The organism is Aeribacillus sp. FSL M8-0254 (genome assembly GCF_038008845.1).
Taxonomy (GTDB): Bacteria; Bacillota; Bacilli; order Bacillales; family Aeribacillaceae; genus Aeribacillus; species Aeribacillus composti.
In genome coordinates this window covers 2,507,754-2,522,075 of sequence record NZ_JBBOZY010000001.1, presented here as the reverse complement: position 1 = coordinate 2,522,075, position 14,322 = coordinate 2,507,754, and the positions used below count along the sequence as shown (strand labels likewise).

13 protein-coding genes and 2 pseudogenes are annotated in these 14,322 nt (G+C 39.1%); 8 read left to right on the top strand and 7 right to left on the bottom strand.

Annotation, left to right across the window (positions count from 1 at the left end; translation table 11 throughout):
* Positions 1-58: 58 nt before the first annotated feature.
* Positions 59-427: a GNAT family N-acetyltransferase gene (locus tag NSQ44_RS12255; protein ID WP_340858261.1), complete on the top strand. Its 369-nt coding sequence runs from the start codon at positions 59-61 to the stop codon at positions 425-427.
* 440 nt (positions 428-867) lie between these two features.
* Complete coding sequence (locus tag NSQ44_RS12250; protein WP_340858259.1) at positions 868-1,311, top strand: DinB family protein; 444 nt, start codon at positions 868-870, stop codon at positions 1,309-1,311.
* Positions 1,312-1,498: 187 nt separating this feature from the next.
* Here NSQ44_RS12250 and NSQ44_RS12245 read toward each other — a convergent pair whose 3' ends face one another.
* Both NSQ44_RS12245 and NSQ44_RS12240 read right to left on the bottom strand, forming a co-directional pair.
* Complete coding sequence (locus NSQ44_RS12245; protein ID WP_340857170.1) at positions 1,499-1,756, bottom strand: hypothetical protein; 258 nt, start codon at positions 1,754-1,756, stop codon at positions 1,499-1,501.
* Positions 1,757-1,971: 215 nt separating this feature from the next.
* Positions 1,972-2,283, bottom strand: a complete 312-nt coding sequence (locus NSQ44_RS12240) for a hypothetical protein (protein WP_340857169.1) — start codon at positions 2,281-2,283, stop codon at positions 1,972-1,974.
* Positions 2,284-2,392: 109 nt separating this feature from the next.
* On the opposite strand from NSQ44_RS12240, the pseudogene NSQ44_RS12235 reads away from it, so the two are divergent.
* A pseudogene (locus tag NSQ44_RS12235) lies at positions 2,393-2,563 on the top strand (MerR family transcriptional regulator); the annotation flags it as partial.
* A 196-nt stretch (positions 2,564-2,759) separates the two neighbouring features.
* Here NSQ44_RS12235 and NSQ44_RS12230 read toward each other — a convergent pair.
* Entirely contained in the window at positions 2,760-4,073 is a 1,314-nt protein-coding gene (locus NSQ44_RS12230) for a transposase family protein (RefSeq protein ID WP_044897475.1), read from the bottom strand.
* Between the two features lie 112 nt (positions 4,074-4,185).
* On the opposite strand from NSQ44_RS12230, the pseudogene NSQ44_RS12225 reads away from it, so the two are divergent.
* Positions 4,186-4,806 (top strand): annotated as a pseudogene (locus NSQ44_RS12225) (MerR family transcriptional regulator); the annotation flags it as partial.
* A 217-nt stretch (positions 4,807-5,023) separates the two neighbouring features.
* Here NSQ44_RS12225 and NSQ44_RS12220 read toward each other — a convergent pair.
* On the bottom strand, positions 5,024-5,533 hold the full coding sequence (locus NSQ44_RS12220; RefSeq protein ID WP_340857168.1) for an NAD(P)H-dependent oxidoreductase: 510 nt from the start codon (positions 5,531-5,533) through the stop codon (positions 5,024-5,026).
* Positions 5,534-5,664: 131 nt separating this feature from the next.
* On the opposite strand from NSQ44_RS12220, the gene NSQ44_RS12215 reads away from it, so the two are divergent.
* Positions 5,665-6,780 (top strand): IS4 family transposase, encoded by a 1,116-nt coding sequence (locus tag NSQ44_RS12215; protein ID WP_339210175.1) that lies wholly within the window; start codon positions 5,665-5,667, stop codon positions 6,778-6,780.
* Positions 6,781-7,093: 313 nt separating this feature from the next.
* Here the strand turns inward: NSQ44_RS12215 and zwf are convergent, their stop codons facing one another.
* Positions 7,094-8,569, bottom strand: a complete 1,476-nt coding sequence (gene zwf, locus NSQ44_RS12210; protein WP_340857167.1) for a glucose-6-phosphate dehydrogenase — start codon at positions 8,567-8,569, stop codon at positions 7,094-7,096.
* A gap of 177 nt (positions 8,570-8,746) precedes the next feature.
* Here zwf and rnz point away from each other — a divergent pair, with 177 nt between their 5' ends.
* Positions 8,747-9,676, top strand: a complete 930-nt coding sequence (gene rnz / locus NSQ44_RS12205; protein ID WP_327848152.1) for a ribonuclease Z — start codon at positions 8,747-8,749, stop codon at positions 9,674-9,676.
* Between the two features lie 265 nt (positions 9,677-9,941).
* On the opposite strand, the gene namA is transcribed toward rnz, so the two are convergent.
* Both namA and proC read right to left on the bottom strand, forming a co-directional pair.
* Entirely contained in the window at positions 9,942-10,967 is a 1,026-nt protein-coding gene (namA, locus tag NSQ44_RS12200; RefSeq protein ID WP_340857166.1) for an NADPH dehydrogenase NamA, read from the bottom strand.
* A gap of 129 nt (positions 10,968-11,096) precedes the next feature.
* On the bottom strand, positions 11,097-11,933 hold the full coding sequence (gene proC / locus NSQ44_RS12195) for a pyrroline-5-carboxylate reductase (RefSeq protein WP_094246174.1): 837 nt from the start codon (positions 11,931-11,933) through the stop codon (positions 11,097-11,099).
* 325 nt (positions 11,934-12,258) lie between these two features.
* On the opposite strand from proC, the gene NSQ44_RS12190 reads away from it, so the two are divergent.
* Together NSQ44_RS12190 and NSQ44_RS12185 are read left to right on the top strand one after the other, a co-directional pair.
* Positions 12,259-13,227, top strand: coding sequence for an MBL fold metallo-hydrolase (locus NSQ44_RS12190; RefSeq protein ID WP_340857165.1), 969 nt, complete (start codon positions 12,259-12,261; stop codon positions 13,225-13,227).
* The gene (locus tag NSQ44_RS12185) at positions 13,228-14,022 is read left to right on the top strand and encodes an SDR family NAD(P)-dependent oxidoreductase (protein WP_340857164.1); all 795 of its coding nucleotides are present in this window, start codon (positions 13,228-13,230) and stop codon (positions 14,020-14,022) included.
* Positions 14,023-14,322: the final 300 nt, after the last annotated feature.

Sequence of the window (14,322 nt, the reverse complement as noted above, 5' to 3'; positions counted from 1 at the left end):
GATCAAGGAACTCGATATAACGGATGCAAACATTGCAGAGCAAGTATTAAAACTGTAAATTCCGTCATATCAATCAGAAGCAAAACTCATCCATTTTTTTGAACTCCTGCTACTGAAAGACACCGTTGAATCACTTCAGCATTGCAAGGAAACATTTTACGGTTGTTTTATAAAGCGGGAATTAGCCGGCGTCATTTCTTTTAAAAAAACGAAAAACGTTTTGGATATTCATCGCTTGTTTGTTTCACCAGCTCATTTTCGGAAAGGAATAGCCAGTTCCCTAATCCGTTTCGTCGAGACGTTCGATCGGAATATTTATCAAATCCTCGTGGCAACTGCTGCAAATAACACGCCGGCCGTGAAGTTTTATTTGAAAATGGGTATGTCGAGACAGGAAAGCACCATATTTCAGATCAATTGTCATTGAGTGTATTTAAAAAAATCATCCGCTAAGCGGCTGTTGATCATGGAAAAGGTTAACATAAGCAGGAAGTTTCATTAAAGGAAAAATCGATCCGTATAACGGCAATTTAATCGGATCCATCATATGTCAATGTTTTTGGGCGCGCACCTTATATCATACGGAAAGCGGTAAACATGTTAGGACAGCTTAGAATAAATCAACTTCTCAGGGTTGTCCGTATTTACCAATTCAACTGGACGGGAAATTTGCCAGAACCATTGGCAAAACAAAAACCTAATGAGTTATGCAACTTTAGGGGAATCCGCAAAATTCAACAGGCTAGCAGGAGAATAGTTGAGGGAAAAACAGTTTACATAAACCATATTTTTTGCAAAATCCACTTATTCACTTTAGGATGAAAGTGATACAAATGGAAGATGGAGGGTTATGAATGAGCAGAGCAAATTCAATATTTTTTATCACACCGCAATGTTGCAATAGAGTTGATTCGCAAAATCGATCAAAGTCATTATGATTTCAAACCAACGCCAACCTCGATGTCGGCAAAACAATTGACGTCTCATATTTTGCAATCTTTCTATCAGTTTGCCAACACAGCAAAAAGTGGAAACCCCGCTGTTTTTTCCAGAAAACTGGATGTGGAAACGGCCGATCTTAATGAGCTTGCAGTAGTGTATACGAAAGAAACGGTAACATTGCTTGAGTCTTTAACAGATGATGAGTTTGAGCGCATAATCGATCTAACGAAAATTTTTGGTGCGAAAATGTCAGGAGCACAGCTGCTGCAAACAGCCATGGATCATGAAATTCATCATAAAGGGCAGCTGTTTGTGTACGTGCGTGAAATGGGGCATACAGACCTTCCATTATTTGTTAAACGTGGTTAAATAAAAAACGGGATAATGATCCATTGGGAACGTCGTCTCGTTTTTTTTAGTGATTCGATGGGACAAGCAATAAAATAGGATGGGGTTTCTTTCCCACCCCATTTCCATTAAATAGAGCATGCTTCGTCTCGCCAAACTCATCGTGGCGAGCGGCACTTCATATGTAAACCGGCTTAATTCGGGCAGTTCAACTGTATCGGCTTTCGGCTGGTTCACGTCCCAAGTGACTAGGAAACTTCCTTTTAAATTGTCGCCTTCGACGATGATATTCGATAAATACCGCTTTCTTTACTTCAATTTGATAGGTCTGTTCATTGACAGTTTTCATCCCAATGAAGTCGTTTTCGTCATTCAATACATGGAAACCATAACCACCTTCTTGAAGATTGGTAAATTTTACAGAAAACGTAATCGTTTCTCCTTTCTTTGCAGCAATCGGAACCACATGCGCCCCGTTGAAATAGTCAAAACGGGCTGTGAAGCTGGAGGCTTTTTTTTACTTCATGCTAATTTTCTTTCACAGTAAATCAATGGTTCCAATCAAAAGCAAAACGAGCGGAGCACAAAAGGAAAAGCAACAGGTAAAAAACGTATTTTTCCGCGATAAGTGCGTCCCATAATAAAAGATGAGCGAACAAATCGCTCCGACTGCACCGCCAATTATTGCTGCCATCCATCCCATCGGAAGAAAAATAATCGATCCTGCAAGAATATAAAGATGATTTTCATCGTTTTTTTGAGAGCGGGCGTTTTCTTGGAAAGCCAGTCAATGAACATGGAGCAAATCATCCCGTATCCGTAGAACACTAGCCAAATGAGCGGCGCATCAATCGTTTTAGAAAATTCATACAAATCAAAATCGGCAATAAATAATAAAGCCGTGAAGAACAAAAATAATGAAAGCCCCGCACCAGTTAACTTCGCCGTTACGTAAGGCATGCTTTTGCGGAGAGTGCTTGATAAAAATGCCAATTCGCTCACAACCTCGCCATTTTTTTATTATACCATTGTATTGTCGTCATTTGCTCTTTACATTGACGCTGCGTAAAGGATTATGTTGATTTTGTCAGGAGGTGAAGCGATGGAGTATACAGTCCATCAACTCGCAAAATTGGCTGGAGTAACAGGAAGAACATTGCGATATTACGATGAAATAGGCATTCTGAAGCCGGCGAGAATCAATTCGTCCGGATATCGCATCTATGGACAAAAAGAAGTTGATAAGCTGCAGCAAATTCTCTTTTACAGGGACAGCTATGAAGAGTATATTTCAAAGTTTTTCGTCAAAATAGGGATTTTCAAATTATCCACAGTTGGTAAAATTTTCCAGTTACTTTCCTTCTAAAATTTTTAAAAACTAGTCCTATTAATGCGATTTTTCTATAAAGTTGTGGATAACTTGCTTTTTTACTCCCTATTCATCACACCCTTCTGCTATAATAGAATTGTTAGGTATATGTAAACCTAACCTGTATTTTTTTACATTTTTTCAAATCCTCGACTGTTATAATGCGGGTTCGGATCGCTTCTAACAGCTTCGAGGATATTTCTTTTGCTGACTTTTTCAGCTGCTTCAAAAGTTTTGACCCATATTTATATAGTTGAACAAGGATATCAGCTATTTGAACAAGTAAGTAATGATTTTTCAGTGCATTGTAATTATGACAATTCACATGTTCAATTTCATACCAACCATTTTTCTGGTTATTAAAACCCTCATTTTCTATTTTCCAGCGTCTTCGACCTGCCTGAACAAGTATTTCTGCATTCCTTTCAGTTATTCGAAAGTTTGTAATAAACAGAAACTCCTGTTTTTTCTCATTCTCAGTTACTTTTACTTTTTCCACAAGATTTACCAAACGATCGTTATAAGCAATATCATTGACCCAGAAATATTCTGAGCTTTTACCATTCGTTTCTAAAGATTGGATTGCTCTGAATTCTTGAGAAACCGTTTTAATCCGATCTTCTTTGAACCGGAAAATATATTTCCAATTGTGTTTATCACAAATTTCAAATACTGGTTCACAAGCATAAAGGCTATCTGCGATAAGACAAATAGGAAGACGTTTAAATGTTTTCTTTAATTTATCGACTAGCCTCATAAAAGCTTTTAACTCACAATCCTGCTTTGGAACATTTTCTGACTCATTTTCTATAAATTCTGTAGCGATGCTAAGAACCATATCTCCTACCACAAGCTTGGCTTCTAGAACATGGTGCATATATGCCACTTTTGTTTCTCCGGTTTCCTTATCCTTGTATTCCCTTCTCAAACAATGTTCACAGTGTTTTTCCTTAAATGTATGGATACCTGTCCCATCGAAAACAATTGGCCAATATTTATTTAGAATCCGGAGGGATTCTAAGCATCTTTTTTCAAAAAGTTTTTTGATTAGATAAATCCTTATGGTTTCAAGCTCTTTTGGCTCCAACTTTGCTAAAAAGTCATTAATTGTATCATAATGCGGGAGCTCGTTGAGCTCTTTCAAACCCAAAACTACTCGAATATTTTCGATACATTCATCCTTATTAAACAATTCGGTCATACTTCTCATTGATTTGATTCCAAATACACTTTTAAGAAGAATGGTGTAAAGGATTGTTTCTGGACCATAGGTAATGTAGCTTTGATGCCTTTTATCTTTTACTTTTTTTAGTTGATCTACCAAGTCTTTAAAGAAATGATTTTGAATCTTAACGAAGTCGAAGAAAAAGTTTTGGTTTTTTTCTCTTTCTCTTTTTTCTTTCCTTGTTAACATTCACAAATCCCCCTTAAATCTTGATAAATCCAGATAAATTATCGCATATTTATCAAAATATGGGGGCTAGAAGCTCAATTTATCTCGAAGAATTTTTACTCCTCAGAGCTGTTACAGGGAACTTGATGTTGATTTGGAGACGATTAAAAAAATTGTCAACTCTCGATCTTTTGACGGCATCAAGGCTTTAAAAGAACATCGCGAAAAACTTCTGGCAAAACGCGAGCAATTAAATTTATTAATAGCAAATGTTGAGAAAACATTGGCAGCTCAAGAAGGGAGGATCACGATGAGCGACAACGAAAAATTTGAGGCTTTTAAGCAGAAACTGATTGATGAAAATGAAAAGAAATACGGGGAAGAGATAAGAGCCAAATATGGAGAAGAGATCGTCAATCAATCCAATCAAAAATTGAGGGAAATGACAGAGGAGCAGTATGCTGAGGCGAACAAGCTGGGAGAGGAGGTTTTGGACGTACTGAATGAGGCGTTTTTAACCGGAGATCCGGCAGGCGAATTAGCACAAAAAGCCGCCGACCTTCATCGCCAATGGTTAAGCTTTTTTTGGCCCCGATATACGAAGGAAGCGTATAGAGGCGTAACGCAAATGTATGTAGAGGATGAAAGGTTTAGAGCTTATTATGACAAACAACATCCGGGAGCCGCTGAATTTTTAAGAGACGCTGTCTTTGTTTATACGGGAATGAAAATTAGAAATTTTTCTGAAAAATAGAAAGAAAAAGCTTCGGCAGCCCGCTTGTGGGAGATCGTTGGAAAAAGGGAATTTGCTGTTTAAAGAGTTTTTCCTAATAAAAAAAGCAGCAAGGGGCTGTCCGAAAAGAGGAATTTCATTAAATTTAAAAAACTGAAACATTGATCCATCAACGTTACTACATGAAAAAGGGGTCTGCTCTAAGTCGAAAAATCGACTTAGAACTGCCCCTTGTTTTTTAAAACGTATGAGCCAGATCTTTTGCCCGGGAAATAGCTTTTTCTTTAATTTCTTCTGCTTTTTCAGGCATGGCCGCATGACCTTCAACAAATAAACCTTCAAAAGACGGAACGCCGAAGAATTGCATCATGACGCTTAAATAACGGTGCCCCATTTCCATTTGCGCTGCCGGACCTTCCGAATAAATGCCTCCGCGTGCTTGAATATGCAGGGCTTTTTTATCTGTCAATAATCCTACCGGTCCTTGCTCGGTGTATTTAAATGTTTTTCCGGCAACTGCCACTGCATCCATATAGGCTTTCATGACAGGAGGGAATGAAAAATTCCATAAAGGTGTGACAAACACATATTTATCTGCGGCAATAAATTGTTCACATAGTTCTGAAAGCCGTCCAACTTTCGCTTTTTCCTCTGAGGAAAGTTCCTCAAAGCTTTTGCCGGATTTCAGTTTTCCCCAGCCGTTAAATACATCAACATCAATTTGGGGAATATATTCTTTCACTAGCATTGCAGTAATTAAATCTGATGATTCAAAATACTAAGAATGTTCAATTTTTTATTGATTTCGAAACAAAAAAATCCTTTACAATGGAAGTACAGGTGGTTCCTGTCCAAATCCAATCGTAAAGGATAACCATTATGGACAAGAATACACTAATTTCATCATTTGGTAAATGGGTTTCACCCATAAATATTCAAAAACTTAGCGAACAAGTCAAAGAATTGAAACAGGACTATTACACAAAAAAGCTGACAACAGAAGCCTATATTAAACTTTTATTGGTAGCCCAGCTGCTCGAATTTAAGAGCTTAGAGGAAATGAGTGATGCACTTGTAGACGAAGATCTTCAAAAAGCACTCGGATTTGAATCGATAAGTGCCTCTCAGCTATCCCGAAAAAACAATCAGATCCACCCACTAATTCTTGCAAATTTGTTCTTGGATCTTGTTTGGAAAATTCAACGGTACCATTATAAAAACGGAAAGAATATGCCACTGAAAATCATTGATTCAAGTACACTCCCGTTGAATTTGACCAATTATAAATGGGCAAAATTCCGGAAAACAAAAGCTGGTGTAAAGCTACACTTACGGCTCGTTTTCATGGATAAAGACACCGTCTATCCTGAAAAAGCAGTGATTACGACAGCAAAAGAACATGACCGAAATCAACTCGAAGTCCTAGTGGATGATCAAGAAGCCATGTATGTGTTTGACCGCGGTTATGTGGACTATGAACGTTTTGACCGGATGACAGATGATGGCTATTTCTTCGTTTCAAGACTGAAGAAAAACGCAGTCATTCGTGAAGTCTATACATTTTCACTTCCTGATGATTGTCACGTTCTATCCGATAAAATGGTCTACATTGGTACCACACAAAATCGTACTGAAAATGTCTATCGTCTACTAGAAGTTATGGACACAAAAGGGAACTTACTTCGTTTCATCACCAACCGATTTGATTTAAAACCAGAAGAGATAAGTGATATTTACCGATCTCGCTGGGCTATTGAACTCTTTTTCAAATGGCTCAAGCAACACGTAGAAATTAAGCACTTTTATGGAATGAGTGAAACAGCTATTCAAAATCAAATTTTCTTAGCCCTGATCACGTATTGCTTACATGTTCTCATTCAATTGGAGATGAAAAGTAAGAAATCCCTACTTCGAATTACTCGTTGGTTAAAGAGAGCTCTGTGGAAACCAGCTTATGTTTGGTTGCGAAAATTTGATGGGCGAGCCAGTCCATAATCTCCCTTTTGTCGTTGTCGCTCTGATTTAACTGTATATATTTACCAAATGGGCAGTGCCACCTTTCTTTAGGTTTTGTCTTTTTGGCACAAATTCACAAAAAATAATTAACAGAAAATTCTAACTATATTTATGCAATGCTAATGTCCTTTTTCAAAAGTTGAAAATATACAATTAACGGAACATGATGAAGTGGAAGGCTTTCAAAAGTTTGATATTCGTTATTAATCATTAAAGCATCAATATGATAAAACACCCCTATTTGTACAAGGGGTGTTTTAATAAGGCAACACTTTTAAATTGAAAAATGTCATTAGATCGGCCACCAATGGAAGCCGTCTTTGGCAAGAAGTTCATCCGCTTCTTTAGGACCCATCGAGCCTGCCTCATAGTTAGGGAAGGCCGCTTTTTTACGGGACCATGCATTTGAAATCGGATCAACATATGCCCATGATAAGGCGACTTCATCCCAGTGGGTAAAGTTCGTGGCATCGCCTTGCATGCAATCATATAGCAATCTTTCATATGCCTCCGGAGTGTTCATGCCGTCGATGCCGTTATTGTTGTAAGAAAGCTTAATTGGTGTAGCCTCTGAGCTTACTCCCGCTTTTTTTGCATTGAGATGAAGCGTAATCCCTTCATCAGGCTGGATATGGATGACAAGCAAGTTTGGAACGCGGTCGCTTTCCTTTTTAAAGTAAAGGTTCATTGGAATATCTTTAAATTCGATAACAATTTTTGTTGATTTTTCTTTCATTCGCTTTCCTGTGCGAATGTAAAAAGGAACGCCTGCCCAACGGTAATTGTCAATCAAAATCTTTCCGGCCACAAACGTTTCTGTATTGGAATCGGGATCTACATTTGCTTCTTCTCGGTAGCCGATAACCTCTTTTCCATTAATTATTCCCTTTGTATATTGGCCTCTTACAAAATAGCTGTGAACTTCGCTTTCCTGAATCGGCCGTAAAGCACGAAGCACTTTAATTTTTTCGGAACGAATTTCGTCAGTCGTTAATTTAATTGGCGGTTCCATCGCAAGCAGGGCCACCATCTGCAGCATATGGTTTTGCACCATATCTCTGAGCGCACCGGATGTTTCATAATAGTTGCCCCGGTCTTCCACACCGAGTGATTCGCTTGAAGTAATTTGAATATTGGAAATAAAACGGTTATTCCATAAATGTTCAAAAAGCGCATTGGCAAATCGAATGACTTCAATATTTTGCACCATTTCTTTTCCTAAATAGTGGTCGATTCGGTAAATTTGCTCTTCATCGAATGCGGCGCGGATTTCATCGTTTAATTTTTGGGCGGAAGCTAGGTCATGGCCGAACGGCTTTTCAATGACAAGTCTTGTCCATCCGTTTGTATCTTTTAAACCGTGCTCTTTTAAATTGTTAGCGATGATTCCGAAAAATTCAGGCGCCATCGCCAAGTAAAAGACTCGGTTCCCTTCCGTTTGATATTTTTCATCCAAGTCGGAAAGCAAGCTTTTTAAGCTGTGATACGAAGACTGGTTCGATACATCAAACGGATGATAATAAAAATGCGAAGTAAAGGATGTTAGATCGCTGTTGACGGAAACTGCATTTTCAACGGATTCTTTAACATTTTCTCTGAACGTTTCGTTCGTCCATGGTCTTCTTGCCACGCCAACGACCGCGAATTCTTCGCCGATCTTACCGCTTTGATATAAACGGTAAATGGATGGGAATAATTTCCGTTTTGCTAAATCTCCTGTTGCTCCGAATATAATGATGATTGCTTTTGGTAACTGGATTGTATTCACTGAACGTACCTCACTTTATCATTTTGCTATAAATTTTGCTAAAAATATGTACCCGTTCAAATATTTAATTTTAAAGGTAAACGTACTGTAACGCAAATAATATTTGCTGATTTTTCTGCTAAATATTGAATGAATGTATTATAATAACAGATAAAAAGACATTTGGAGGAGCGAACGTTGAATCTTTATTTTTTAGGAACAGGTGCTGGTCTGCCGGCCAAACATCGAAATGTGTCTTCCATTGCGCTTGAATTGCTTGAAGAACGCGGTTCTATTTGGCTGTTTGATTGCGGCGAGGCGACACAGCACCGGATTTTATATACGAACATCAAACCGGCAAAAATTGAAAAAATTTTTATTACGCATTTGCATGGTGATCATATATACGGACTTCCCGGTTTGTTAGGAACAAGATCCTTTCATGGCGCCGAGAGCCCGCTCGTAATTTACGGTCCTCCCGGCATTAAAGAATTTGTGGAACAAACTTTGAAGTTAAGCTTTACTCATCTTAAATATCCGCTTATCACAAAAGAAATATTTGACGATGAAACCGTTTTTGAGGATGATCAATTCATCGTTAAGGTAAAGAAATTGGAGCACGGCATCCCTTCATTCGGTTATCGGATTATAGAGAAGGATCTGCCCGGAACACTTTTAGCGGATCGATTAAAAGAAATTGGAGTAAAACCAGGACCTATATACAAAAAATTAAAAAATGGCGAAACAGTCCAACTTGCTGATGGAAGAGTTTTGAATGGAAAAGATTTTTTAGGTCCTGTCAAAAAAGGTCGGATTGTTTCGATTTTGGGTGATACAAGATATTGCAAGCAAAGCGTCGAATTATCAAAGGATGCGGATGTTTTAGTGCATGAGGCGACATTTGCAAAGGATGAAGAGCTTTTGGCCTACAATTATTTTCATTCGACAACAGTTCAAGCAGCGCAAATTGCTTTAGAGGCAAACGCAAAAACGTTATGGCTGACGCATATTAGCTCGCGATATCAAGGCGAAGAGGATTGTCAAATGCTTCTGGCTGAAGCAAGGGCTGTATTTCCTGAAGCAAACCTTGCTCATGACTTTTTATGTGTCCCAATTCCTAAAAAGTAGAAAAAATGGTATGGGGATGCCAAAAATGAAACTTTCGCCGCCTTTTTTACATAGAATAAAAGAATCGTCTACAGGCATATTTAGTCCTATAATCGGGCAAAAAAATCGTCGACATGATTCTTATAGAATCTCTGAACTTTCAAAATTTTTTCGGTTGCGGCAATGAAAGAATGATATGTTGATTCAACACTCACTGTATGCTTTGGAAAATGCAATATGCAAACAAAAGCTGCCTCAAAAGGCTTTTTTGAGACAGCTTCTTCTTTTATACGCGCCATCCGCGTTCATATTGTGTCGGCGATTCAATTTTTGCGTTTAGTTCATTAGCTGCATGGTAAGGCCAATATGGATTTCTCAATAATTCGCGGGCGACAAAAATAAGATCCGCCCGGTTGTTTTTTAAAATCTCTTCCGCCTGCAAAGGTGAAGTAATTAAGCCGACTGCCCCTGTTTTGATGTTTGCTTCCTGTCTGATTTTTTCGCTAAATGGCACTTGGTACCCGGGATAAACATCTATATTTGCCGGGACAAGCCCTCCTGAGCTGACATCAATCAAATCGACACCATCCTCTTTCAGCCATTTAGCAATTTGTATGTAATCATTTATCGTCGATCCGCCTTCAACATAGTCACTGGCGGAAACACGAACAAACAACGGGCCTTCCCACACTTTCCTTACGGCTTGGATAACCTCTTTTAAAAACCGGTAGCGGTTCTCTAAGCTTCCTCCGTACTCATCATTGCGCTTGTTTGATAGCGGAGATAAAAATTCGTTAATGAGATAACCGTGGGCAGCATGGATTTCGATGATATCAAAGCCTGCGTCCTTAGCTCGTTTTGCTCCTAATTGAAATTTTTCAACCGTTTCTTTTATTTGTTCTTTTGTCAGTTCTTTCGGTGTACGGCTGTTTTGATCAAAAGGAATTGAAGATGGGGCGAATATGTCTCCGCTCACATTTGACTTTCTTCCTGCATGAGCAAGCTGGATACCTGTTTTCGCTCCGTATGATTTGATTTGCTGCACAAGTTCAGCCAATTTTATAATATGGTCATCTTCCCATATACCGAGGTCCAATTCAGAAATTCTGCCTTCCGGCGTAACAGCTGTTGCTTCAAGAATGATGAGGCCCACCTGTCCTACCGCTCTTGAAATGTAATGTGTGAAATGAAAATCTTCAAGAAATCCTTTTTTATTTGCGGCGGAGTACATGCACATCGGCGACATGACAATTCGATTTTTCAATGTGACATCTTTAATCGTAAATGGAGAAAATAATAATCGGTCTTTCATCTTTTATTCGCCTCCCTAAATATTTCCTTTGAAATTTTAGCAATTATGATTATTTTTGTCATATGATCTGCTTGGTAAATATAAAAAAGGGGTTCAGTATTGCTCGCTGAACCCGAATCCGATTTCAGATTATTGTTCGTTCACCAGTTTTTCCTCCAAAGCGCTGTTTAATTCTTTTGACCGTTCGACTGCCCGTTTCACACAGCTTATAATAGCTTCATCTACGTGATGATCGTTTAAGACGCTTAAGCCGGCTTCAGTTGTGCCGCCTGGGCTCATTATTTCTTTTCTTAGAGTAGACGGCTCTTTGTCAGACGTTTTTAACATTAATGCTGCCCCATAAAGTGTTTGAACAATGAGGGAGCGCGCCATGGACTTTTCTAACCCGATTTCTTCTGCTGCTTTTTCCATTGCTTCTACTATGTAATAAATATAGGCTGGTCCGCTTCCTGCCAGTCCTGTGACGGCATCGAGCTTGTCTTCTTCAACAATTTCAACTGTTCCGATCAATTGAAACAGTTCAACAGCTGCTGACAGGTCACCATCCGTTGCATATTGTCCTTGTGCCAAGGCGGTTGCTGATTGTCTGATGGTAGCGGACGTATTCGGCATTGCTCGAATGACGGGAATACGTTTGTTGAATAATGTTTCAATTGCTTTCGTTGAAACGCCTGCGAGCATGGAAATAACAAGATGGTTTTCTGTTGCGTATTCGCGGACTGTTTTTACTGCCTCGTCAACGTCCTTCGGCTTCATCGCGAAAAAAATCGTTTTTGTGTTGTCAAACAAATGCTTTTTATCTTTTGTCATCGTGACGCCGTATGTTTTTTGCAGCTCCTCGAGCCGCTTTTCATTGGAACGGTTTGTCACAACGATCTCTTCTCTCCGGCACTTGTTCCCGTTGATCAATCCGGATATAATAGCTTCCGCCATAGATCCGGCTCCGATAAATCCAAACTTGTACATAAAAAGAGACTCCTTCCTGATCGTTTTATATGTTTCTTTTGAACTTCTTCCCTATAAACTTAGTTTAAAAGAGAAGAGATTCAGTTGGAAAGGTAGCGAGAAAACGTTTTACTATTCATCTGTTAAGCAACAGAAGCGCATGCTTTGGATAGGCTTGTATGATGAAATGTTTCCCTGCCTTAAATTCTAAAAGCGTTGTAGAATTAATTTTTTATCAGTTCCTACGGCTTGTCAAGTATACTTATGAATTATTTGAATAAAATGACAAATTGATTTATCATGTGTAAAATAAGTTATATTAAAAAATTAAAGGCGGTTTGCAAAAATGTTCAGCAAAGATGCAATTTATAAAATAACGATCCCTATACCTTATCCGATTAAAGATGTGAACGTGTATGTTGTAAAAGGGGACGCATTGACATTAGTGGATGCAGGGATGAAAACGGAGGAAGCGTGGAGAGTTTTTGAACATAAGCTGAAGGAAATAGGGCTTGTGCCTGAGGATATTGAGCAAGTCATTCTTACCCACCATCATCCTGACCATATCGGTTTGCTCGATTTTTTAGATGGCGATCTTCGTGTTTTGGGCCATCGTTTGCTTGCTCCTTGGCTTTCTCATGATGTGCGTTTTTTTGATCGGCAAAAGGAATTTTTTTTAGAATTGTTGAAGCAGTTTGCCGTCCCAGAGTCGTTTAAGTCACACTTAGATCATCTTGATCTTTCCTTATATCCACGCAATCATCCGCTGACCTCCTCCATTCAAGAAGGAGATGAAATAGACGGGATGCCTGGGTTTACAGTCATTGAGACTCCTGGACATGCCCAAAGCCATATCGTTTTGTACAATGAGGAAGACTGCCGAATGATCGGCGGCGATCATTTGCTGAAAACCATTTCCTCCAATCCTGTTCTTGAAATGCCGTATGAAGGAAAAGAGCGTCCAAAACCTCAGCTGCAATATAATGAATCTTTGAAAAAGCTTTTGCATATTCCGATTTCTGTTGTCTTTCCGGGTCATAAAGATGAATTTTTCGATCCTCACCTGTTGATTCGGAACCGTTTAGACAAACAGCATGAACGCGCGCTCACCGTATTAAAGCATTTAGAAAAACAGGAAATGACGGTGTTTGCTCTTTGCAAGCTTCTTTTTCCGTCTGCTTATCAACAAGAGCTTTTATTTGCTATATCAGAAACTGTTGCTCAGCTTGATTATTTAGAACAATATGGAAAAATTAACAAAAGAATAGAAAATGGCGTTTTACTTTTTTCCGCGCAACGAAGAGGTGACAAATAAATGAATTCGCGGCTTAAAGATCGATTGGTAGTTATTACGGGGGCATCGAGCGGGATCGGGGAAAAAATCGCAAGGATCGTTGCAGAAAGCGGTGGACATTTAGTTTTGCTGGCTAGGAGGAAGGATCGTCTCAAGAAACTTTCGGATGAGCTTCAAGCCTCTCACTCTATTTCTTGTACATATTACGAACTGGATGTCAGTGACCTTGACGCAGTTTCCGAAGTATTTACGGACATCACAGAGAATTTTGACCGAGTGGATGTTTTAGTCAATAATGCTGGTTTTGGCATTTTTCGAAATGCAGAGGAAGCAACATTCGAAGAGATGCAGCAAATGTTTAAAGTAAATGTGTTCGGATTAATTGCTGCGACAAAGCTGGTTCTTCCGAAGATGCTGACCCAACGGGAAGGGCATATTATTAATGTCGCCTCTCAGGCTGGCAAAATAGCTACTCCGAAATCAAGCATCTATTCTGCTACAAAACATGCTGTTTTAGGCTTTACGAACAGCTTGCGGATGGAAGTGGCGGACCGCGGGATTTTTGTAACATCTGTCAATCCGGGTCCAATTGAAACGGATTTTTTCAATCTTGCCGATACGTCAGGGGATTATGTGAAAAACGTCCAACGCTGGATGCTTAATCCGGAAGCTGTTGCACAAAAAATCGTGAGCGCGATGCTGACAAATAAACGGGAAATTAATATGCCTGTTTGGATGGAGCTTGGCGGGCTTGTTTATCGTCTCATGCCCTCCCTATTTGAAAAAGTTGCCGGAAATTTGTTTCGGCAAAAATGACCGGGAGCATGATGCAGGAAATGAACAGAAAGCTGAAGGCGGACTTTTCTCTAAAATCTCCGCTCTCACTTCTGAAAAGGCGCATCAAGCGTCTTTTTATTTTGACAAAAAATTCAGCTCGTTCACCGATTTGTCACCAACTTAAATCTTCTAAAAAACGCGGCTGTATTTTGAATAAGCTTTCCAAGCTTAATATCTGTTTTTCGATGCCGTACTTCGTTGTTATGCTCCTTTTGTACCGCGAAAAATGGCGCAAATTCCCATTGAAACCGAACGTATATTCCTATACAATAAAAATAA